This window comes from Nocardia sp. NPDC051570 (assembly GCF_044454005.1).
GTDB lineage: Bacteria > Actinomycetota > Actinomycetes > Mycobacteriales > Mycobacteriaceae > Nocardia.
In genome coordinates this window covers 265,636-287,206 of sequence record NZ_JBITDI010000009.1, presented here as the reverse complement: position 1 = coordinate 287,206, position 21,571 = coordinate 265,636, and the positions used below count along the sequence as shown (strand labels likewise).

The window sequence follows — 21,571 nt, the reverse complement described above, 5'->3', positions numbered from 1 at the left end:
AGCGGCACCTCGGTAACAATGATGGGGAATCGTTTTCCCGGGGGCGTAGCAAAGGTGGTGGTGAATGGCGGTGACGATCCGCGATGTCGCGGCGCTGGCCGGGGTGTCGCCCGCGACGGTGTCGCGGGTGCTGAACGCCGATCCCCGGGTCGCCACGGATCTGGCCGAGCGCGTGCGCGATGCCGTCGCCAAGCTCGGGTATCGGCCCAACAGCGCGGCCCGATCGCTGCGCACCCGGGCCACCAAGGTGCTCGGACTCATCATCGCCGATATCCAGAATCCGTTCTTCACCGCCCTGGCCCGTGGGGTCGAGGACGCCGCCAACGAGCGGGATTACTCTGTGGTGCTTGCCAATTCGGATGAGAGCTTGGACAAGGAACAGCGCTATCTGGAGGTCGCCGCGGCCGAGCGGATGGCCGGTGTGGTGCTCGCGCCGTCCTCCACCGCTGCCAGCCGTATCGATACCCTCACCGATCGTGGGATTCCGGTGGTGGCCATCGATCGAAGGCTGCGCTGGGCCGACGTCGACAGCGTCACGGTCAACAATCAGAAGGCCGCCAAGGAGGCGGTCGAACATCTCCTCGCCGCGGGCGCGCGCCGCGTCGCCATGATCACCGGACCGTCGGACGCCTCGACCGCCACGAGCCGGCTGGCCGGATACCGCGCCGCGCTGCGCGAGGCGGGTCTGACCCCGGATCCGGCGCTGGAGGTGCGCGGTGACTATCGCCCCGAGAGCGGGCGCGCGGCGGTCGGGACCCTGCTCGGGATGCCGCAACGCCCCGACGGCCTGTTCGTGGCCAACAATCTGATGATGGTCGGCGCCCTCGACGCGCTCGCCCGGGCCCGGATCCGCTTCCCGGACGATCTGCTGCTGGCCGGATTCGACGAAATGAGTTGGGCCGGTTTCGCTCCCCCTATCACCCTGGTCGAACAGCCCAGCTACGACATCGGCCGCCGCGCCACGGAACTGCTGCTGAGACGCATCGGAGGCGAACAGTTCCCGCCACAGCGCATCGTGCTGCCCGCCCGCCTGCAGATCCGCTCCAGCACCGACCACACCGCCGTCGCCTGAGCCGACTACCTTGTGATCATGGAGCAGATCCCGACCGCCAGCCGCCTCCGACCGTTCGCATCGACGATCTTCGCCGAGATGACCGAGCTCGCCATCCGGCACGGCGCGGTGAATCTGGGGCAGGGTTTCCCGGATACCGACGGTCCGGCCGGGATGCTGGCGGTCGCGCGGCAGGCCATCGCAGACGGCTTCAATCAGTACCCGCCCGGGCGCGGCGTGCCGACACTGCGGCGGGCCATCGCTGCGGATCGGGCGCGCCGCTACGGCACGCACTACGACCCGGACAGCCAGGTGCTGGTGACCGTGGGCGCCACCGAGGCGATCGCCGCGAGCATTCTCGGCCTGGTGGAACCGGGCGACGAGGTGGTGCTGATCGAGCCGTACTACGACTCCTACGCCGCGGCCGTCGCGTTGGCCGGGGCCGCCCGCCGCACCGCGCGGTTGGTGCCCGACGGCGACGGCTTCGCCCTGGATCTGGACAGCCTGCGCGCGGCCATCGGCCCGAAAACCCGTATGCTGCTGCTGAATTCGCCGCACAACCCGACCGGGGCCGTGCTGAGTCGCGCGGATCTGACCGCCATCGCCGAACTCGCGGCCGAACACGATCTGATCGTCGTCTCCGACGAGGTGTACGAGCACCTCACCTTCGACGGGCATGAGCACATCAGCATCGCCACGCTGCCCGGCATGTCCGAACGCACCGTGGTGATCTCCAGTGCCGCAAAGACGTTCAGCGTCACCGGCTGGAAGATCGGCTGGGCGTGCGGCCCCGCGCCGCTGATAGACGGCGTGCTCGCCGCCAAGCAGTTCCTGACCTTCGTGGGCGGCGGCCCGTTCCAGCCCGCCGTCGCGCATGCCCTGGAGCATGAACAGGAATGGGTGGCCGCGCTGCGGGACAGCCTGTCCGATAAGCGCTTTCGCCTGTCGAAGGCACTGGCCGACGCCGGGTTCGCCGTGAAGCGCAGCGACGGAACGTATTTCGTCACCGCGGATATCTCCGGTCTCTCCGACGCCGACGCCCTGACCTTCTGCCGCGAACTACCCGAGCGCCTGGGCGTGGTGGCCGTGCCGATCAGCGTATTCGCCGATGACAAGGCCACCTGGAATCGCCTGGTGCGCTTCGCCTTCTGCAAACAGGACCAGACCCTCGACGAGGCCGTCCGGCGCCTGCACGCACCTCACTGACGGCGCTGAGCCACCGCGTCGGCGAGCCGGTCGAGCTGGGCGGCCGTGGTCTCCCAGTCCAGGCAGGCATCGGTGATGGACTGACCGTAGGTCAGCTCCGCAGCCTGTCCGAGAGTAAGGTCCTGTCGCCCGGCGATCAGGAAACTCTCCATCATCACCCCGACCAGACCCTGTTCACCGGCGGCGATCCGCTCGGCGATATCGGTGACCACATCGACCTGCCGGTTGTGATCCTTATTGCTGTTGCCGTGGCTGGCGTCGACCACGACCCGCCGCGTCAGCGACGACTTCTCCAGCAGCAGATGGGCTTCCGCCACCGAGGCCGCGTCGTAGTTGGTCCCGTTGCTGCCGCCGCGCAGGATCACATGGCAGTCCGGATTGCCCGTGGTGCGGATCAGCGCGGACCGGCCATCCAGATCGGTGCCGGGGAAGACGTGACTGGCCGCGGCCGCGCGCACCCCGTCGACGGCCACCTGCACATCACCATCGGTACCGTTCTTGATGCCGACCGGCATCGACAGCGCGCTCGACAACTGCCGATGCACCTGGCTGGCCGCGGTGCGCGCGCCGATCGCGCCGTAGGACACCAGATCCGCGATGTACTGCGGGGTGATCGGATCGAGGAACTCACACGCCACCGGCAAACCCAGCGCGGTGATCTCCACCAGCAGCCGCCGGCCCAGCCGCAGACCGGTGTTCACATCGAAGGATCCGTCCAGATGCGGATCGTTGATCAGACCCTTCCAGCCGAGGGTCGTACGCGGCTTCTCGAAGTACACCCGCATCACCACATGCAGCCGATCCGACACCTCGGCGGCCTTGGCGGCCAACCGGCGGGCGTAATCGATCGCGGCCTCCGGATCGTGCACCGAGCACGGCCCGACGATCACCATCAGACGATCGTCGACACCGTCGAGCACATCGACCGTGGCCTTGCGCCCGGCGCGCACGGTATCGGCGAGCGTGTCGTCCAGCGGGTAGGACCGGCGCACATCGGCGGGCGAGAGCAACGGGGAGATGCTCATCGTGCGCTGATCGTCAAGGTCCGCGGGATGTGCCTCGATATCGGCTGCGGTAGTCATCGTGGGTTCCTTTTCTCAGGCCGACCCACGGAGAGTGAAATCTCTTCGAGCCGGTCTGGTCGTCCGGCTCAGGGGGTGGAGGAAGGTCAGCGCGGCTCGCCGACCGGCCCACCCAGGGCCGGCTCGGTAAACCAGAAATACGCGCGCTGCACGAAAGTGACTGTACCAGGCGGTCACGCGAGGCAGAGCGGACAACACCGGCCCGCGTGACCACCGACACAGCCCTGGACAACCCTCACGCGAACATGCCCGGCTCATAGGATCCGGCGGGGGTCCGCGCGATGACATTGAGGCGGTTGTAGGCGTTGATCAGGGCGACCATGGAGATCAGCGCGCCGATCTGATCGTCGTCGTAATGCTTGCGCACCTGCTCCCAGGTCTCGTCGCTGACACCGTGGTGCGTATCGGCGAGTCGGGTGCCCTCCTCGGCCAGTGCCAGCGCCGCGCGCTCGGCGTCGGTGAAAACGGTCGCCTCGCGCCAAGCGGCGATCAGATTGAGCCGCACCGCGGTCTCCCCCGCGGCCGTCGCATCCTTGGTGTGCATATCGGTGCAGAAGCCGCACCCGTTGATCTGGCTGGCGCGAATCTTGACCAGCTCCAGGGTGGCGCTCGGCACCGGGGACTGCTCGATCACCATGCCGGCGTTGGTGATCCGCTTGGTGAACTTGCCCGCGATCTCGTTGGCGAACAGGTTGAATCGTGCTTCCATGACCGAACTCCTCACTCGTGCGGGCCGCGTTCGCGGCCGCCTGTACCGAGTTGACGGAGTAGCTACGCCGAGTGTGACAGCGGTATCGCGCTAGCGGCGCACGAACGGATAGGCGACCTTGGTCAGCTGTTCGGACAGCTCCCAGAGGCGGCGGGCGGTGACCTCGTCGCGCGAGGCGGCCGAGGAGCCGCAGCGGACCGGATGGCCGCGCAGGCCGCGCCAGCCGATCGGGCCGTAGAAGGCGCCGGGCTCCGCCCCGGGTGAGGTGGCGCCGTAAAGCGTTGGGAGAGCGCCCATCTCCGCGCTCTGCGCGATGATCCGGTTACCGACCGACATGATGTGCTCGAAGAACGATTCGGTATGGGTCTGCAGTTCGGTCGCGGCATAGCCCGGATGGGCGGCGACCGAGATCTTCGACGAGCCCGCGGCGGTGAGGCGGCGCTGAAGTTCGTAGGCGAACATCAGATTGGCCAGTTTGGCCTGGCCGTAGGCGGGCCAGCGCTCATAGCGGCGGCGCTCCCAGTTCAGGTCGGCGAGATCGATCCTGCCGAGCGTATGCAGGACGCTGGACACCGTGACGATGCGCTCGGAGATCTTGTCCAACAGCAGACCGGTGAGCGCGAAATGACCGAGATAGTTTGTGCCGATCTGCATTTCGAAGCCGTCAGCGGTGCGGCGCGGCGGGACGGCCATCACACCGGCATTGTTGATCAGCACATCGGCGCGGTCGATCGACTCGGCGAATTCGCGGACCGAGGTCAGATCTGCCAGATCGAGCCGCCGCACCGTGGCCCGCTCACCGATGGTGTTGGCGACCGCGCGCGCCTTCACCTCGTCCCGGCACGCCATGATCACCCGACCCCCGGCCGCGACCAGCGCCCGCGTCGTCGCCGCGCCCAGCCCACTGTTGGCCCCGGTCACAACGAACGTGCGGCCACTCTGATCCGGGATATCGGATGCGTCCCAACCACTCACGCCCCTGAGTCTAGAGAGCCAGGGGGTCGCCGTCCTCCACGTCACCATACCCACCGACCGACCAGTAGCTGCTGATGATTTGCCAGTATTCGATCGTTCGGCTGACAACTTCCGCTGACGTCACACTCTGATCCTTGACCATGAGTTTGCCAGCCAGCACGCCTACCCCACTCACACGGGCCGTTGCCTTATCCCAGCCACCGTCGCCTCGCACAGCCCTCTTGTTCTCGTTGCCTCGGCCGGACTCAGGACTCGGCGAGGACTTCCTCATCGGACATGGCGGCCACTTCCAGGTACAGCCTCGCCACCGTCGACAATCGGGCCGCATCGGCCTCATGGTCCGAAAGCCGTTGTGCCAGACCGGCGATCGTGCGAGTCGCGAAGAGATCCGCCACGACGGCCCGCGGGGCGTCCAGCCATTCGCGGATGCGGGCGACGACGGTGACTGCCAGCACGGAATCGCCACCGAGGGAGAAGAAGTCGTCATGGATGCCGACTCGGTCGACCTGCAGCACCCCGGCCACGATATCCACCAGGGCGGCCTCGAGGTCGCCGCGCGGTGAGCCGTCGAGCGCCTGGGCGGCACCCGCGCGCAGCAGGGCCGAGACCGCGGTGCGATCCAGTTTTCCGTTGGGGGTCAACGGCATCGAGTCCAGGAGCCGCACCCTGGTCGGAATCATATAGGCGGGCAACAGTTCCGAGGCCACGGCGAGGACCTCCTCGGCCGAGGCGACCGTTCCCGACACGGCCGCGACGAGTTTCGGTGCGCCGCCCTCCAGCACCGCCGCCACGGCATGCCGCACGCCGGGCGCTCGTCGCAGGGCCTGCTCCACCTCGCCCAGCTCGACGCGATAGCCGCGGATCTGCACCTGATGATCGGCGCGGCCGAGGAATTCGATGATCCCATCCGGCCGGTAACGGGCCATATCGCCGGTCCGGTACCAGCGCAGGCCGTCGTAGTCGACGAAGCGCTGCGCGGTCCGCTCCGGATCGTTGCGATATCCCGCGGCCACATTCGCCCCGCCGACCCAGAATTCGCCCGGCACCCAGTCGGGGCAATCGCGCCCGGCGGGCGAGACGATCCGACAGCGCACATTGCGCAGCGGCACCCCGAACGGGATCGCGGTCCAGTCCTGCGGCGGATCGGCGATCTCGCAGATCGTGTTGTGGATAGAGGTCTCCGTGGCCCCGCCGAGTCCGGAGAATCGGCAGCCCGGCACCTGCCGTACCAGCCGCCGCGCCAGCTCCGCGCCGACCCAGTCGCCGCCGAGGGTGACCGCCCGCAGCGAATCCCCGAGCCGATCGCCGCCGATCTCCAGGATCATATCGAGCATGCTCGGCACGCAGTTGAGGATCGTAATCCGTTGCCGCCGAAGCAGTTCCACCCAGATGGTGGCCTCGGCGCGCTGCCGCGCGTCCACCGCGACCACCGATCCGCCGACGGAGAACATGCCGAACATGTCGTACACCGACGCGTCGAATTCCAGCGCCGACAGCGCCAGCACCCGATCGGATCCGCCGACCGAGAACCACTCGTTGACCGCGTCGATGGTGTTCATCGCGCCGCTGTGCCGAACGTCCACACCCTTGGGCACCCCGGTCGAGCCCGAGGTGAAGATGACATAGGCGATCTCGGCGGGGTCGGGAATCACCGGCCGCGGCAACGGATTCGGATGCTCGCGCGCGTCCGCCAACACCAGGCACGGCAGCCCGGGATCGCCCAGATCGGCGCCCGCGACGCTCAGCGCGGCCGAAACCCCTGCGGTGCGCAGGATTTCGGCCCGCCGCGCCACCGGTTGATCGAATCCGATGGGCACATAAGCCGCGCCCGCGGCCAGCACACCCAGTACGGCCACGATCTGATCGCGTCCCTTGGGCAGCTGCACGGCCACCGTATCGCCCGGCGCGACACCGCGTTCGCGCAGCGCACCCGCGACGGCCAGGGCCTGGTTCGCCAATTCGCCGTAGCTCCAACGGCCTTCGTCGTCGCCGAGTCCCCACACCGCCGCGACGTCATCGGGCGCGACGGCCGCATGCTCGAAGAATCCCTGATGCAGGCAGCGCCCGCTGACCGGGCCATCGGTGGCGTTGACCCGCGCGCGGACCGCGGCCTGCTCGATCGGCAGCCGCACCGCGGCCTCGGCATCCCAGCCCGCCTCCTCGGCCAGGCGTGTGATCGCCGCGGTGTAGCAGGCGAACATGGCGTCGATCATGCCGTCGGGGAAGGCATCCCGGCGCACGTCCCAGTTGAGCAGCAGACCGCCGCGCACCTCGGTGACCTGCGCGTCGAGCAGGACCTGCGGCCCCTGCGAGATGATCCAGACCGGCTCGCCGAAGGTCTCGGTGACCCGGTCGGCGAACAGCTCGCCGAGATTGAGCGCACTGGTGTAGACCACCGGCGCGAGGACCGGCTCACCGCGGAACCGGCTCAGATCCCGCAGCACCTCCAGCCCCGAATAGCCCGCGTGCGCGCCGCTGTCGTGCATGCCGCGCTGCAGCGCCCGGGCTCGCTCGGTCACGGTGGTGTTGTCGGTGACATCGACCTCCACCATGATCGAGGAGGTGAAGTCGCCGACGATGCGATCGATATCGGGGTGCACCGGTTCCCGGTGGAACAGCGGCATATTCAGCAGAAAGCGCGGCTGGGCCGACCAGCCGCCGATCGTCTCGGCGAAGACCGCGGCCAGGGCCATGGCGGGCGTCACACCGCGCCGATGAGCAGCCGCGAGCAGCCGCTGTTTGGCCTGCGGCGCGAGCCAGTGGTTGTAGCGCATGGTCCGATGCGGTTCGGCCCGCCGCCCTACCGGGACGGTCGGAAGTTCCGGCGCCCCGGGCAGTTCCGGCAGACGCTCCTGCCACCACCGCCGATCCCGTTCGCGCGCCACCGGATCCACGCGGCGCTCGGTGAGATAGCGCCGATAGCTGTAGCGCGGCTTCGGCAGCCGGGCGCCGTGGTACAGCTCGGCGAGATCGGCGGTCAGCACGCGATAGCTCATGGCATCGCCCGCCAGCATGTCGACGTCCAGATGCAGGCGGCTGCGGTCGCCGTCGAGCAGTGTGAGGGTGATGTCGAGGACCTGGCCGTCCTCGAGGGCCAGACGCTGATGAGTCCTGGTGTCGCGCAGGCGTTCCAGCGCATCGCCGGTGACCCGCTCGTCCCGGCCGCGCAGATCGACGACCGAGAACACCGGCCGCCCGGGCCGCGGCAGCAGCTGCTGGGTTCCGTCGGGCAGGACGCGGGTGCGCAGCATGGGATGCAGCTCGATCAGCTCGTCGACCGCGCGCTCCAGGCGGGCGGGATCGATGGCGCCGCCGTCGAATTCGACGTACAGATGAGCCGCGACACCACCGAGTTCCTGTTCGTCGGAGCGGCCGATCCAATACGCGTGCTGCATACCGGCCAGCGGGTACGGATCGTCGGCGGCCGGGTCCACCGGTTCGACCACGTCCACGGATTCGACTGTCGCGGCGGGTGTTCCGCCGAGCAGTTCGAGCCAGGCGTCGACGGTCGGCACGGCTGCCAGCTGCGCGAAGTTCACATCGATCCCGCGCTTGCGCCAGCCGCCGGCCAGCTTCATGGTGCGGATCGAGTCCAGGCCGAGCTGGATGAGATCGTCGCCCCCGGCGATATCGGCCGCCGCGATGCCGAGCTGCGCGGCGATCGCCGCCCGGATCTCGTCGCCCTCGACGCTCCCCCGGTGCTGTCCTGACTCCATGCGCGTTGTCACTCCTCGTTCCGGCCGATCGGCCATAGCCTAACGCAATGAGATAGGGTTGCCTAACCTAGGTAAGGTGACCCTGATAACTGCCGCGTGATCGTGAGGCCAGACCCGTGACATCGACATCTCCCGCCGCATCGGATCATCGCGACGGATTCGTGCCGTTCCCTGCCGAATTCGCCGAGAGCTGCCGTGCCGCCGGGTATTGGACGGGGCAGTCGCTGGGCGAGTTGCTGCGCACGGCCGCGCGCATCCGGCCGCACCGGCCCGCGGTTCATGCCGAGGACGGCGTGCGCACCTATGCCGACCTCGACGCCGAGGCCGATCGGTTGGCGCACGGATTCGGCGCGCGCGGCATCGAATCCGGCGATCGCGTGCTGGTGCAACTGCCGAATGTCGCCGAATTCGTGCCGCTGCTGTTCGGATTGCTGCGCGCCGGTGCGATTCCGGTGCTCGCACTGCCCGCGCATCGGCGGGCGGAGATCGAGCATTTGGCCGAATTGTCCGATGCGGTGGCCTATCTCATCGCGGATCAGGTGGGCGGCTTCGATTATCGGGAATTGGCGAGCGGCGTCGTCGAACGAGTGGCGTCGGTGCGGCAGGTATTCGTCCTGGGCGAGGCGGGCCCATTCGTGGACGTGAATTCGATTGCCCGCGAAGGGGAATCGCTGCCCTCGATCGATCCGAGCGATATCGCGCTGATGCTGGTCTCCGGCGGCACGACCGGGCTGCCCAAGCTGATCGCCCGCACCCACGACGATTACGCCTACAACGCACGAGCGAGCGCCGAGGTCTGCGAACTCGGACCCGAGGACGTCTATCTCGCGACTCTGCCTGCGGCACACAACTTTCCGCTCGCCTGCCCGGGCATTCTCGGAACGGTCACCGCGGGCGGCTCGATCGCGCTGATCGACGATCCGAGTCCGGAGAGCGCCTTCGCCGCGATCGAACGCTATGGCGTGACCGTCACCGCGATGGTGCCGCCGCTGGCCCAATTATGGGGCGCGGCAACCGAATGGGAGCAGGCCGATCTGTCCTCGCTGCGGCTGGTCCAGGTCGGCGGGGCGAAGCTGGCCGAGGTGAACGCCCGCGAGATCGCACCCGCGCTCGGCGCGCGACTGCAGCAGGTCTTCGGCATGGCCGAGGGGCTGCTCAACTACACCCGGCTCGACGATCCCGACGATCTGGTGTGCGGCACCCAGGGCCGCCCGCTGTCGCCGGGCGACGAGATCCGCGTCGTCGATGCGGACGGCAACGAGGTGCCCCTGGGTGTGGAGGGTGAGCTGCTGACCCGCGGCCCGTACACCATCCGCGGCTACTACCGTGCGCCGGAACATAATTCCCGCGCCTTCACCCCCGACGGCTACTACCGCAGCGGCGATCTGGTGCGCCGCCTGCCCACCGGACATCTGATCGTCTCCGGCCGCATCAAGGATGTGATCAATCGCGGCGGCGAGAACATCTCCTGCGACGAGCTCGAGGAGCATCTACTCGCCCACCCCGCCGTCCGGCACGCCGCCGCCGTCGGCCTGTCCGATCCGGCCCTCGGCGAAAAGGTCTGCGCCGCACTGGTCGTCACCGGTGAGATGCCGAGCCTCGCCGAGCTGAAGACCTTTCTGTCCGCCCGCGGCCTGGCCACCTACAAACTCCCCGACACCCTGCGCCGGGTCGAGAGCCTCCCTCTCACCGCGGTCGGCAAGATCGATAAGAAGGCCCTGCGCGCCGGCCTGTGACCGACTCGGCCTCGGCCCGCGAACGGGCCGAGGCCGACAAGACTGTTACGCCTCCACCACGTAAGGCGCGATGCTGGAAAGCTTTTCGCAGGTCTCCTCGAACTCCCGCTCCGGACGGGACTGGGCGACGATCCCCGCGCCCGCGCGCAGCCACGCGCCGCCGGTGGTCTGGTAGACCGCGCGCAGGACGAGGGTCGCCTCGAGGGCGCCGGTCGGGGAAATCGTCACCACCGCACCGGAATAGAGGCCGCGCGGGTCATGGTCCAGGCGGAAGACGGCGTCGACACCGGCGGACTTCGGGATACCCGAGGCGGTGACCGAGGGGAACAGTACTTCCAGTGCGTCCCACGGGGTTCGGGTCGGTGCGAGATGACCTCGGACGGTGGAGGCCAGATGCTGCACGCTGCCGCGCTCGCGCACGGCCATGAAATCCGACACGGCCGTGGTGCCCGGCTCGGCGACCTCGGCGATCTCGGCGAAGGAGGTCTGCACCGAGAGAGCATGTTCGACGATCTCCTTGGGATCGCCGAGCAGTTCTGCGCGGGCCGCGCGATCGATCTCGGTGCCGCGGCCGAAAGCCCTTGTGCCCGCGAGCGGTTCGGTGGTCACCATCCGGCCCTCGTCGACCGCGACCACCAGCTCCGGACTGAAGCCCGCGGCCTCCAGGCCGCCGAGCCGCAGCAGGAACGAGCGCGCGGGGGTGTTGCGGGCCCGGCCGAGCCGATAGGTGGACGGCACGTCGACCACGAACGGGATATCGACCTTCCGCGACAGGATCACCTTCTGATAGCGGCCGCCGCGAATCTCGTCCACGGCCCCGGCCACCCGGTCGCGATACGCCGTCGGATCGATGGAGATATCGGCGGGACGCGGACTGGGCGGCGCGGCCCGCTGCGCGGCGGCGATCACCTCGTGGATCTCATCGGCCTCATGCGGCGCGGCGCCCGTGATCCGCACACCGGTCGTGCCGATACACACCTCGAGGCGCGGAATCATCAGATGGGCCAACGGCATTCGCGGATCGATATGCCCCGTCGCGCCCAGCGCCCAGGCGCAGAACTCGAATCCGATCCAGCCGTAGGCATTCCGGCCGCCGAGCTCCAGTCCGGCCAGTGCCCGATCGAGCACGGCCGCGGGGCGGCCCTCCCACGGCGCGGCGGTGACGCCGCCGTCCCAATCGATCCGCAGTTCGCGGGCGTCGAGTTCCACGCTGCCGATCGGATCTGCCGCGAACACCCACTCCCCCGGCCGCTCGTACATCACGTATTCACCGAATCGATCGGCGGCAGCGAGCGCGGAAACCGCTGCCACAGGATCAATTCCGCTCGCCGCGGTGAATGTCGCCCCCGGAATGTCACCATATTCGATTCGCATGCGCTCCGTGGTCGACACAATTCCTCCAAGGTTATGCTTACCTAAGCCCGGGAAGTAAGGCTAGCATTACCTCGGTTCGCCGAGAATGTGCGGACGAGCACACCATGATCAATAGCGAGGAAATACGTCGAGACTGTGGGCCGGCGCGCTTCAATGGGGATGCGTCACTTGATGGAAGGCCCCGCCATGATCGAGCACCGCGCCGATGTCCCGGCCACGACCACACCGAATTCCACACCGAATTCCGGGCCGCGTTCGGCGGTCGCGCTGGTGGACGCCTCCTCACCGGTCGAGCGCGAGTTGATCGGCGGCTGGCTGGCCGAGGGCGGGATCGCCGCCGAATACGGCATCGACGCGCCGGTCACCCAGCTCGATCTGGATCCCACGGCGGTGGCCGAGCGACTGGTCGGCCGCCAGGACGATCCGCTCGTCGTGCCGGTGCGCGTGCTGTGGCTGCCGCCGGAGCGAGATGGCGTGCGCCGCACCACCTTCACCGATCTGGTCAGCCTCAGCAATCCGCGCAAACCGCATCGGCTGATGCAACGCCGCCTGGTCGCCAAGGCACCCGACCGCCATCTCGTCCTCACCGGCCAGCCCGCCCGGCTCAGCGCACTGCGTGCCAACAACCCGGCCGTCGCCGCCAGCGCGGAACCGTTCGCGCGCGCCATCGTCCGCGCGGGCATCGTGGCGCTCGAACGTGCCGAGCGGTCGGTCATCGGCGATCGCTACAAGGTGCCCCGGCTGGTCGTCGAGGAGATCCTCGACTCCCCGGAATTCCTGCGCCGCCTCGACGCGATCGCCGCGCATCTGGACGCCAACCCACGCGAGGTGTACCGCCGCGCGGAGAAGGGGCTGCGGGAATTGGTTGCGGCACAGAGCCGTCTGGTGTCGGATCTGTTCACTCAGGCCATGCGCCCGGTGCACGCGTCGGCATGGAAGGTCGAGCTCGAACCGTCCGGACTGGCCGGGCTGCGCCGCCTCAACCGCCGCTATCCTCTGGTCTTCCTGCCCTCGCACCGTTCCTATGTGGATGCCTTCGTGCTCGGCGATGTGCTGGCCCGCAACGACTTTCCGCCGAACCATGTGATCGGCGGCGCGAATCTGAGCTTCTGGCCGATGGGCCCGATCGCCCGGCGCACCGGAACCGTGTTCATCCGCCGCAGTTTCGGCGACGACGAGGTGTACAAGGCCGTCGTCGAGGAGTACTTCGCGTATCTGCTGGCCAAACGGTTCAATATGGAGTGGTACTTCGAGGGCGGCCGCAGCCGCACCGGCAAGCTGCGCCCGCCGCGCTACGGCCTGCTCAACTACCTCGCCGCCGCGCTACGCGCCCGGCGGGTCGACGATGTGATGCTGGTGCCCGTCTCGATCACCTACGAACGCCTCAACGAACTCGGCGCGATCGCCACCGAACAAGTCGGCGGCGCGAAGAAGCCCGAGGGGCTGACCTGGCTGGCCAGATATATTCGCAATCAACAACATTCGGCCGGACGCGTCTATCTGCGCTTCGGCGAGCCATTGTCGGCCAAGGAACATCTGCGCGCACACGGCGATCCGCTGATCCCGGATGGCGGCCCCGCCCAGCCCATTCCGGACGAGGTTCGCGAACAGGAGCGAAAGGCCGTCCAGCGCTTGGCCTTCGAGGTGGCCGTCGGCATCAACGCGGTCACCCCGGTCACGGTCAACGCGCTGGTCACCCTGGCCCTGCTCGGCGTACACGTGCGCGCCCTCACCCTCGGCGAGGTGCGCGCGGTGCTCATGCCGGTACTCGGCTACATCGAGCGCCGCCACCTGCCCAGCGGCGAACTCGCCACACTGCGCGACAATCACGGGCTCGCGGTCGTCCTCGAACAGCTGTCGGTCGCGAAGGTCGTGACGGTGTATCGCGGTGGGCTGGAACCGGTTTACGCCATCGAACCGGGCGCACATCTCGAGGCGGCCTTCTATCGCAACAGCGCCGTGCACTGGTTCGTCAATCGCGCCATTCTGGAGCTGGCCGTCCTCACCGCGGTCGAGGCGCCGGAGGGTAAGCAGCTCGAGGTCGGCTGGGACACCGCCTATCGGCTGCGCGATCTGCTGAAGTTCGAATTCTTCTTCCCCGAGCGCGCCGAATTCGCCACGCAGATCTCCCGAGAGATGCTGCTGGTGGATCCGGACTGGCACGACCGGGCCGGTGACGGCACCGTCGGCGCCGATATCGCGGCCGAGCTCGCCGATTCCGGCTTCATCATGGCCCATCGCGTGCTGCGGTCGTTCTTCGACGCGCAACTGGTGGTGGCCGAGCGGCTGGCCGATCGCGATATCGCCAAGCCGTGGGACCATAAGCAGTTCCTCGAGGAATGCCTGGCCGTCGGCCGCCAGATGCTGCTCCAGCAGCGCCTGCACAGCCCGGAATCGGTGTCATCCGAATTGTTCTCCAGCGCAATAAAACTCGCCGACAATCACGGCCTGCTGCAGCCCGGCGGTTTCGATCTGGCCGCACGCCGCCGCGCCTTCGCCGACGAATTGCGGACCATCGGTGCGCGCATCTCGCGGGCCGCCACACTGGATCCGTCCAATCGGGTGGAGGTGTAGATGAGTGAAGCCGGCGAGCGGAGTCTCGACGCGGCGGTGGCGGCGATCCGCTCGGGTCCGCGCGGCCCGCGGGTGGGCGCGATCTTCGACTTCGGCGGCACGGTGGTGCACGGCTTCACGCCGCCGTCGGGCCCGCGGCGGATGCTGCGCCGCCGGGCCACCCGCCGCACCCTGGCCGAAAGCCTGCTCACCAGCATTCGCGGGGCCCGGGGCGAGGGCGAATACGAGCGCTTCCTGCAGCGAACCATGCACACCTGGGCCGGTCATTCGGAGTCCGAACTCACCGAACTCGGCGAAAACCTTTTCCGCCGAACGATTTACGGACACCTCTACCCGGAGGCCTGGCGACTGATCCGCGCCCACGAGGCGGCCGGGCATACGATCGTGCTGGCCACCTGCCTGACCCGCTTCCAAGTACTCCCCGCCGCAACGGAATTGGGCATCGATCATGTGCTCTACACCCCGATGGCGGTGCGCGACGGCGTGCTCACCGGCCATGTGGACGGAAAACCGCTGTGGCGCACCGGTAAAGCCGAGGCGGTGCGCCGATTCGCCGCGACCCACGGCCTCGATCTCCCCGCGAGTTACGCCTACGCCGACGCCGCCCCCGACCTGCCGCTACTGGACATGACGGGCCATCCGACGGCGGTCAACCCGGATCCGCGCGTCGCGATGGAGGCCACCGAACGCGGCTGGCCGGTGCTGACCTTCCGTCCCCGCGCACCCGCGCGGCTGCGCGATATCGCCCGCACCGCAGTGGGTTTCGCCGGACTGCTCGGCGGTGCCGCGGCCGGGGCGCTCGCCACATCGGGCACCCGCGATCGGCGGCGGATGGCCGATGCCATGATCGGCGTCGCCGCCGATGCCACGCTGCGCACGACCGGCGTGCGGATCCGGATCGTCGGCGCGCGGCATGCGCGGGCGCCGCGCCCGGCGGTATTCCTGTTCAACCATCAGAGCCAGTTCGACATGGTGGTGCTGGCGGAGGTGCTCGGCGCGGGCTTCACCGGCATCGCGAAGCAGGAGATCACGGCCAATCCGATCTTCGGGCCGCTGCTGCGCTTCACCGGGGCGACCTTCATCGACCGCTCCGATACCGAGGGGGCCAGGGCCGCGCTGATTCCCGTGGTCGACACCCTGCGCGGCGGTCTGTCCCTGGTCATCGCGCCCGAGGGCACGCGCTCGCTCACACCGCGGGTGGGCCCGTTCAAGAAGGGGGCCTTCCATATCGCGATCCAGGCGGGCGTGCCGGTCATTCCGATCGTGATCCGCAATGCGGGCGAAATCGCCTGGCGCAATTCGGCGATCGTGCGCAAGGGCATCGTGGACGTGGCGGTGCTGCCGCCGATCGATGTGAGCGGCTGGGACCCCCAGCGGATGGATGCCGAGATCGACCGGGTGCGGCAGCTGTTCGTCGACACCCTGCTGGACTGGCCGGCTCCCGATTCGGATGCGGCCCTCACTACTCGGTGAGAGTCAGACCTTCTTGCCGAACAACAGCTTCCACGGCATGAGCGCCGATTCCAGCTGCACCCGCAGGCTCATCTTGGACGCACCCTTGGTGCGCTCCTCGAAGCGGATCGGCACCTCGGCGATCGAGATCCCCTTCTTGATGGTCCGATAGTTCATCTCGACCTGGAAGGAGTAGCCGTTGCTGCGGATGGCGGCGACGTCGATGGCCCGCAGCGTCTCGGCCTTCCAGGCCTTGAAACCGGCGGTCGCGTCCCGGACGCCGAGGCGCAGGATGAGATTCACGTAGAAGTTGGCCCAGGCCGAGAGGGCCTTGCGATGCCACTTCCACTCCTCGGCGGTCGAACCGCCCTCGACGTAGCGCGAGCCGAGCACCACACCGGCGCCGGAGGTCTCGAGCTTGTCGAGCATGGCCGGGATAACCTCGGCCGGATGGGACAGATCGGCATCCATCTGGATGACGACATCGGCGCCCTCGTCCAGCGCCCTGGTGATGCCCGCGATATAGGCGCGGCCGAGGCCGTCCTTCTCGGTGCGATGCAGCACGCCGACCGCGTTCGGGAGTTCGGCGGCCAGCTTGTCGGCGACCTCGCCGGTACCGTCCGGGGAGTTGTCGTCGACGACCAGCACGTGCAGGTCGGCGACCGAGAGCGCGGTCAGTCGCTCCACCGCCACGGGCAGGTTTTCCCGCTCGTTGTAGGTCGGCACCACCACGGTCACCTTCACAAGTCGCCCTCCGGTCGAATCACGCTCAGTCCTGCTGAACACAGACGGTAGCGGATGCGCCTAGGTAGACGCTGAGCTGGTCCGACTCGAGCGCCCCCGCTTCAGGACTCGTCGCGGGCATCCGCGCTGACGTTACGTTCGCGAGCGATTTCGAGCGCCCGTTCGGCGGTGGCCCGATCCGGATACGGACCCATGCGGTCGGCGAACCAGCATCGTTTGCCCTGTTCAGCGCGGTGATGCTTGAGGCAGTAGTACCAAGCGCTATCCGATTCGCCCATGTGACCAGCATCGCATCGGGCGGCGATCTTGTCAGCGACTCGCACCGAGTAGCCCCCGCCACTGCGGTGGCGCCCGGGTGATACTGCACGCGTGACCGGCTCCAAGGACGATACGACCGACGATCAGGTCCCCGCGTGGGCCCGCCGAACCACGGGCGAATCCCGGCTGGCGGCGACCGCGGCCATAGTGGGCGTCATCGTGCTGCAACTGGTGCTGCCCGAACAGTTCTCGCCCCAGCCGCAGTGGCTGCTGCCCGCACTGGAGGCGATGCTGCTGGCGGTCCTGTTCATCGGCAATCCGGTGCGGATAGATCGAGAGGGACGCTGGCTGCGCCTGGTGAGCCTGGGCCTGACCGCCGTGATCGGCATCGCCACCGCCTGGTCGGTCTGCCGCCTGGTGCTGGCGCTGATCAACGGCCACGTAGGCGACGACCCGATCGTCCTGCTCGGCTCCGGCGGCGCCATCTGGCTCACCAACCTGACCGCCTTCGCCCTCTGGTACTGGCAATACGACCGAGGCGGCCCCGCCGCCCGCGCCCACGCCCGAAAACCCTTCCCCGACTTCATGTTCGTCCAAATGCAGAACCCCGACCTCACCGACCCCACCTGGGAACCGGAGTTCGCGGACTACCTGTACCTGTCCTTCACCAACGCCACCGCCTTCAGCCCCACCGATGTACTCCCGATGTCCCGCCCCGCCAAACTGACGATGATGCTGGAGGCGGCGATCTCGGTCATCACCATGTCGCTTGTGATAGCCCGCGCGGTGAATGTCTTGAAGTGATGATTCGATTCGAGTCTTTCAGATTCCTCTGGAGACAATTCTTTTCGAGCCGCTCATCGATCGCAATCGGCTATGAAAATGAGGAAGATCACCCTTGTCCGGACTCCGTCCGGACAAGGGACAGGGGTGGGACGGAGCGGAAACCGCAGGGGCAGGGACAGGTTGAGAACCGTCCGGACAAGGGCCGCAACGGTAAACCACACGGGCAAGATCGGGGAAACAGTGTGGACAAGGCCGAGGAAACAGTGCGATAAGACTGGGCGCCCCATGGCAGTCCGAGCAACCCACTTCGATGAACTCGAGCAATCCGCACAGTCAGCCTAGGCAACTCTGCCCGATAAGCCCGAGCAAACCGCACCCACCAAGCCCGCCCGAGCAATCACCCGGATCACCAGACGCGAATTGGCAAGCCCCCGAATGCTCCGAGAGCCGAACCCTCCACGCCCGCCCAGATACCAATCAGCAAAACCCCTATCGCCCCCACCTTTTCGCCCCCGCAACCGCTCAACCCAGCCCCAAGAATTGCATGACACGTCCCCGGAACCCACGCGTTCCCAAACTCCCCCGAGGAACTTCCCATCCAGAAACACCCACGCGAACCCAACTCACGCAACCACTTCCACAGCACACCAAGAAAACACCGCACTCCCCAGAACGCGGCCGAAATGAAAGGGGGTCCAGGGGGCGAAGCCCCTTGGTCTGGGGGCGTGGGGGGCGAGCCCCCCACATATCACCCTCGAAAAAGGTAAAGGCTCCCCCTGAACAAGGGGGAGCCTGAGAGGGTGGCCAAGGCCGGGATCGAACCGGCGACCTTCCGCTTTTCAGGCGGACGCTCGTACCAACTGAGCTACCTGGCCGGGAGGCACCCGAACCCGAATGCCTAAGCACAACTTGCGACCCTGACGGGACTCGAACCCGCGACCTCCGCCGTGACAGGGCGGCGCGCTAACCAACTGCGCCACAGGGCCTTGCTCTGCTCTCAACGGTGTTGCCACCGTACCCCCTACGGGATTCGAACCCGCGCTACCGCCTTGAAAGGGCGGCGTCCTAGGCCGCTAGACGAAGGGGGCCCGCCGGATCTCTCCGGTCCGTTTCGCAACGGCTTCCGTTGGGAGCCCGGTTAGCTTATGACAGCCCGAGCTGGATTCCCAAATCGGCTGGTCAGGGGCCCAACTAGACGCCCAGGTCCTCCAATCGGGCGGTGGCCCGCCAACTGTCGCGACGGAACTCGTCGAGCCACTCGGGGGTGGCCATCGATTCGATGATGACCTCAAGCGCCTCGGTGAATCGGGTCCGCAGATCCAGACCGGGGCCGAGCTGGTCGAGGATGTAGCGCTGTCCTGCCAGTGCGGCGGTGAGGGTGCGGGTGAACCGATCCGGGTCGGAGTCGGGGCGCAACTGCTTCTGTTCGATCGCGCGCACGGCCAGCAGCCGCGTGGACCGGCTGAGGATGCGCCCGCCCCCGGCCTGAACATCGCGATAGAACTCCGGTTCGATGATGAGCCGGAACTCGGCCTGAATGATGATGTCGTTCTCCAGTCGCAGCGCGACCTCGTCGACCATCCCGTGGAGCACGTCCAGCGGACCGAGATCCGTACGGGTGAGCCATCGTTCGGTGGTCGCGCGGTAGCGCTCGACGGCGGCGTCCAGTACCGCTCGGGCCAGGTCCTCCTTCGAGTCGAAGTGGAAGTACATCGCCCCCTTGGTGGCCCGCGAGCCCTCCAATATCCGGTTCAGCGATGCCGCGGCATAGCCGCTCTTTCCGAATTCAACGGCGGCGGACCTGATGATCGCCGCACGTGTCCGGCGGGCCCGCTCTTGCTGCCGTGCCATGCTCGAAACGCCTCCGAAGCTACTTGCCGCCGGCGGACCGCCATGGGGGAACAGTCCTCGACGCGAAGTTATGAGATTTTCAATTACTTCCACTCGGGCTATCGCCCGGTTTCCAAACTTTTGGTACGAAAAATGACGAGAAACCTGAAGCACACCAGGTGGTATAGTTCTCGACGCCCGGGTGCGCTGCAGGGGGTGCGCACCCGGGCTTTTTCTTCGTCTCGGATCTGCCTCCTGCGAAGCGGTCTCCAGGGCGTCGCGAGCGGCCAGACCGGTCGCGACACGTTCGGGCACATCAACCATAGGCGGAATCCCGTCTCACCGAAGCACTCTCGGTTCCGTCGGAATTCACCAAGCGGTCACCGTACCTCGAAACAGCGCCCAACGTGTGGCGTACCGGCAAGTCAGTTCGCTGGATTGCCTTTCGCCCCTTTTGGCAAATACCCCGCAACCGCTTGGGCGATTCGCGTCATTCGCGAATTCCGCGGCGCCCCACCATCGTTCACCGTCCCGCGAACTCCGGCCGGCCACCTCGCCGTCCGCCACCCGACCCCACCCCGCCGCCCGTCTCCCCCCGGACCCATACTGCGACACTGCCAACCTCCGCATACCAATTACGTTGCCACGCACCACTATTGGAAGATATTTACATATTTCCGCCGTGAAACAAATTGGGAACCAATGGGATTGCCCGGAGCCGTGCGGGAAACCACCCTCTGTTCTACTCCGCCGTCTCATCGACCCGAAGCCCCTATCGCCATACTCGTCGCCTGTGTATCGCTTCCGTGGTCGCTTCGCGTGTCGACTCGCCGGGCCCCGGCGAAAAGCGCGCCGGGGACATGGGGTTGGTACGCACACGGGGACATGGGGTTGGTACGCACACGGGGACATGGGGTTGGTACGCACACGGGAACATGGGGTTGGTACACACACGGAAACACAAGGCTGGCACGGACCGCGAACACAAGGTCGGCACGCATCGCGGACATAAGGGTGGCACGCGCCGAGAACATCGGGTTCATATCGGGCGCATGGGGCCGGGTGGGCCGGGAAGTCAAGGGGCCGTACCCAGTACGTGCGCCGAGCGGCCGGGGCGGGCCGGAAATCCGTATCGACCAGCGGAAACGATCGAATGGTTCGGGCACAACGGATACCGGTTACCACTTGCGCGAACCGCGCATTAGACTTGCGCACCGCGCCCCTATAGCTCAGTTGGTAGAGCTACGGACTTTTAATCCGCAGGTCCCAGGTTCGAGCCCTGGTGGGGGCACCTTCGACGGGCCGGAGCGATACTCGCTCCGGCCCGTCGGCATTGATCGATGTGGCCCGGCAAACCCACTCCCGGCCGTCGCCGAGATCGCCTACCGTGGGATTCGACCGGTGGCCACCGGCTCATCCCATGAGAGAGGCGGAGCTATGACTTCCTTCGATGACCTGCTCTCCCAAGTTCCGATCGGACAGATCGCCGGCAAGCTCGGCGTCGACGAGGCGACCGCGAGGGATGCGGTGAACAAGGCCCTGCCAGTGTTGCTGGGCGGGCTCCAGGCAAAAACGAGCAACTCCGCGCAGGAACAGTCGCTGCAGGGGTTGGTGGATCAGCAGGACGAGAACCTGCTCGCCGGTGGCGTCGACGTCGATCAGGTCGATACGCGGGCGGGCGCGCAGATCGTCGACGACGTCTTCGGTTCCGAGAAGAACACAGTCATCAACGCGCTCGGCGCGACCGGCGGCTCCGGCGGTAACGATCTGGTCGCCAAGGTGCTGCCCATCCTGGCCCCGATCGTGCTCGCCTATCTCGGCAAGCAGATGCTCGGCAAGGGTGAGTCGTCGGGGACGGGCGCGGAAGAGAAGGGGAGCGCCGGAAACGGCCCGCTCGCCGACGTCCTCGGCGGCCTGCTCGGCGGTGCGTCGAAGAACGGCGGGCTCGGCGGCGCACTGTCGGACGCGCTCGGCAAGAACGCCGGTAGCGTCCTCGGCAACGTCCTCGGCGGGCTGCTCGGCGGGAAACGCTGACGACCCTGGGCACGTCGGCCCACCACCGCCCGTTGCCCTTGGCA

Annotated in this window: 15 protein-coding genes and 4 tRNA genes; 8 read left to right on the top strand and 11 right to left on the bottom strand. The window is 67.5% G+C overall.

The window, feature by feature from the left end; translation table 11 throughout:
- Nucleotides 1–64: 64 nt before the first annotated feature.
- Nucleotides 65–1,072, top strand: coding sequence for a LacI family DNA-binding transcriptional regulator (locus ACIA76_RS24185; protein WP_397154301.1), 1,008 nt, complete (start codon nucleotides 65–67; stop codon nucleotides 1,070–1,072).
- Nucleotides 1,073–1,090: 18 nt separating this feature from the next.
- The gene (locus ACIA76_RS24180) at nucleotides 1,091–2,257 is read left to right on the top strand and encodes a pyridoxal phosphate-dependent aminotransferase (protein ID WP_397154299.1); all 1,167 of its coding nucleotides are present in this window, start codon (nucleotides 1,091–1,093) and stop codon (nucleotides 2,255–2,257) included.
- Here ACIA76_RS24180 and ACIA76_RS24175 read toward each other — a convergent pair.
- From ACIA76_RS24175 to ACIA76_RS24160, 4 genes are all read right to left on the bottom strand, one after another.
- Nucleotides 2,251–3,339 carry a 3-deoxy-7-phosphoheptulonate synthase gene (locus ACIA76_RS24175; protein ID WP_397154296.1) on the bottom strand — a complete coding sequence of 363 codons (1,089 nt, stop codon included), beginning with the start codon at nucleotides 3,337–3,339 and terminating at the stop codon, nucleotides 2,251–2,253. The genes ACIA76_RS24180 and ACIA76_RS24175 overlap by 7 nt on opposite strands.
- Before the next feature lie 235 nt (nucleotides 3,340–3,574).
- Nucleotides 3,575–4,048 (bottom strand): carboxymuconolactone decarboxylase family protein, encoded by a 474-nt coding sequence (locus ACIA76_RS24170; RefSeq protein WP_397154294.1) that lies wholly within the window; start codon nucleotides 4,046–4,048, stop codon nucleotides 3,575–3,577.
- Between the two features lie 90 nt (nucleotides 4,049–4,138).
- Nucleotides 4,139–5,023: an oxidoreductase gene (locus ACIA76_RS24165; protein WP_397154293.1), complete on the bottom strand. Its 885-nt coding sequence runs from the start codon at nucleotides 5,021–5,023 to the stop codon at nucleotides 4,139–4,141.
- A gap of 245 nt (nucleotides 5,024–5,268) precedes the next feature.
- Complete coding sequence (locus ACIA76_RS24160) at nucleotides 5,269–8,739, bottom strand: amino acid adenylation domain-containing protein (RefSeq protein ID WP_397154291.1); 3,471 nt, start codon at nucleotides 8,737–8,739, stop codon at nucleotides 5,269–5,271.
- 116 nt (nucleotides 8,740–8,855) lie between these two features.
- On the opposite strand from ACIA76_RS24160, the gene ACIA76_RS24155 reads away from it, so the two are divergent.
- The gene (locus tag ACIA76_RS24155) at nucleotides 8,856–10,475 is read left to right on the top strand and encodes a (2,3-dihydroxybenzoyl)adenylate synthase (RefSeq protein ID WP_397154289.1); all 1,620 of its coding nucleotides are present in this window, start codon (nucleotides 8,856–8,858) and stop codon (nucleotides 10,473–10,475) included.
- Nucleotides 10,476–10,520: 45 nt separating this feature from the next.
- Here ACIA76_RS24155 and ACIA76_RS24150 read toward each other — a convergent pair whose 3' ends face one another.
- On the bottom strand, nucleotides 10,521–11,849 hold the full coding sequence (locus ACIA76_RS24150; RefSeq protein ID WP_397154287.1) for a salicylate synthase: 1,329 nt from the start codon (nucleotides 11,847–11,849) through the stop codon (nucleotides 10,521–10,523).
- Nucleotides 11,850–12,035: 186 nt separating this feature from the next.
- On the opposite strand from ACIA76_RS24150, the gene ACIA76_RS24145 reads away from it, so the two are divergent.
- The gene (locus ACIA76_RS24145; RefSeq protein WP_397154529.1) at nucleotides 12,036–14,423 is read left to right on the top strand and encodes a glycerol-3-phosphate 1-O-acyltransferase; all 2,388 of its coding nucleotides are present in this window, start codon (nucleotides 12,036–12,038) and stop codon (nucleotides 14,421–14,423) included.
- Entirely contained in the window at nucleotides 14,424–15,896 is a 1,473-nt protein-coding gene (locus ACIA76_RS24140; protein WP_397154286.1) for an HAD-IB family hydrolase, read from the top strand.
- Nucleotides 15,897–15,899: 3 nt separating this feature from the next.
- On the opposite strand, the gene ACIA76_RS24135 is transcribed toward ACIA76_RS24140, so the two are convergent.
- Both ACIA76_RS24135 and ACIA76_RS24130 read right to left on the bottom strand, forming a co-directional pair.
- Nucleotides 15,900–16,601 (bottom strand): polyprenol monophosphomannose synthase, encoded by a 702-nt coding sequence (locus tag ACIA76_RS24135; protein ID WP_397154527.1) that lies wholly within the window; start codon nucleotides 16,599–16,601, stop codon nucleotides 15,900–15,902.
- A gap of 119 nt (nucleotides 16,602–16,720) precedes the next feature.
- Nucleotides 16,721–16,897: a hypothetical protein gene (locus ACIA76_RS24130; RefSeq protein WP_397154284.1), complete on the bottom strand. Its 177-nt coding sequence runs from the start codon at nucleotides 16,895–16,897 to the stop codon at nucleotides 16,721–16,723.
- 91 nt (nucleotides 16,898–16,988) lie between these two features.
- Here ACIA76_RS24130 and ACIA76_RS24125 point away from each other — a divergent pair, with 91 nt between their 5' ends.
- Nucleotides 16,989–17,681, top strand: a complete 693-nt coding sequence (locus ACIA76_RS24125) for a hypothetical protein (protein WP_397154282.1) — start codon at nucleotides 16,989–16,991, stop codon at nucleotides 17,679–17,681.
- Nucleotides 17,682–18,464: 783 nt separating this feature from the next.
- Here ACIA76_RS24125 and ACIA76_RS24120 read toward each other — a convergent pair.
- The 4 genes from ACIA76_RS24120 to ACIA76_RS24105 all read right to left on the bottom strand — a co-directional run bounded on the left by ACIA76_RS24120 (nucleotide 18,465) and on the right by ACIA76_RS24105 (nucleotide 19,514).
- Nucleotides 18,465–18,538: transfer RNA gene (locus ACIA76_RS24120), tRNA-Phe, on the bottom strand.
- A 37-nt stretch (nucleotides 18,539–18,575) separates the two neighbouring features.
- Nucleotides 18,576–18,649 (bottom strand) — tRNA-Asp (locus ACIA76_RS24115).
- Between the two features lie 29 nt (nucleotides 18,650–18,678).
- A tRNA-Glu gene (locus ACIA76_RS24110) sits at nucleotides 18,679–18,751 on the bottom strand.
- A gap of 103 nt (nucleotides 18,752–18,854) precedes the next feature.
- Nucleotides 18,855–19,514, bottom strand: a complete 660-nt coding sequence (locus tag ACIA76_RS24105; RefSeq protein ID WP_397154281.1) for a TetR family transcriptional regulator — start codon at nucleotides 19,512–19,514, stop codon at nucleotides 18,855–18,857.
- Nucleotides 19,515–20,711: 1,197 nt separating this feature from the next.
- Here ACIA76_RS24105 and ACIA76_RS24100 point away from each other — a divergent pair.
- Nucleotides 20,712–20,784, top strand: a tRNA-Lys gene (locus ACIA76_RS24100).
- A 146-nt stretch (nucleotides 20,785–20,930) separates the two neighbouring features.
- Nucleotides 20,931–21,527: a DUF937 domain-containing protein gene (locus ACIA76_RS24095; protein WP_397154279.1), complete on the top strand. Its 597-nt coding sequence runs from the start codon at nucleotides 20,931–20,933 to the stop codon at nucleotides 21,525–21,527.
- Nucleotides 21,528–21,571 lie beyond the last annotated feature (44 nt).

What these genes read in the sequence shown, in the direction of transcription:
- ACIA76_RS24105 (WP_397154281.1), bottom strand. Translation starts at nt 19,514, where the DNA reads ATGGCACGGCAGCAAGAGCGGGCCCGCCGGACACGTGCGGCGATCATC.
- ACIA76_RS24185 (WP_397154301.1), top strand. Translation starts at nt 65, where the DNA reads ATGGCGGTGACGATCCGCGATGTCGCGGCGCTGGCCGGGGTGTCGCCC.
- ACIA76_RS24175 (WP_397154296.1), bottom strand. Translation starts at nt 3,339, where the DNA reads ATGACTACCGCAGCCGATATCGAGGCACATCCCGCGGACCTTGACGAT.
- ACIA76_RS24150 (WP_397154287.1), bottom strand. Translation starts at nt 11,849, where the DNA reads ATGCGAATCGAATATGGTGACATTCCGGGGGCGACATTCACCGCGGCG.
- ACIA76_RS24170 (WP_397154294.1), bottom strand. Translation starts at nt 4,048, where the DNA reads ATGGAAGCACGATTCAACCTGTTCGCCAACGAGATCGCGGGCAAGTTC.
- ACIA76_RS24160 (WP_397154291.1), bottom strand. Translation starts at nt 8,739, where the DNA reads ATGGAGTCAGGACAGCACCGGGGGAGCGTCGAGGGCGACGAGATCCGG.
- ACIA76_RS24145 (WP_397154529.1), top strand. Translation starts at nt 12,036, where the DNA reads ATGATCGAGCACCGCGCCGATGTCCCGGCCACGACCACACCGAATTCC.
- ACIA76_RS24180 (WP_397154299.1), top strand. Translation starts at nt 1,091, where the DNA reads ATGGAGCAGATCCCGACCGCCAGCCGCCTCCGACCGTTCGCATCGACG.
- ACIA76_RS24095 (WP_397154279.1), top strand. Translation starts at nt 20,931, where the DNA reads ATGACTTCCTTCGATGACCTGCTCTCCCAAGTTCCGATCGGACAGATC.
- ACIA76_RS24130 (WP_397154284.1), bottom strand. Translation starts at nt 16,897, where the DNA reads ATGGGCGAATCGGATAGCGCTTGGTACTACTGCCTCAAGCATCACCGC.
- ACIA76_RS24140 (WP_397154286.1), top strand. Translation starts at nt 14,424, where the DNA reads ATGAGTGAAGCCGGCGAGCGGAGTCTCGACGCGGCGGTGGCGGCGATC.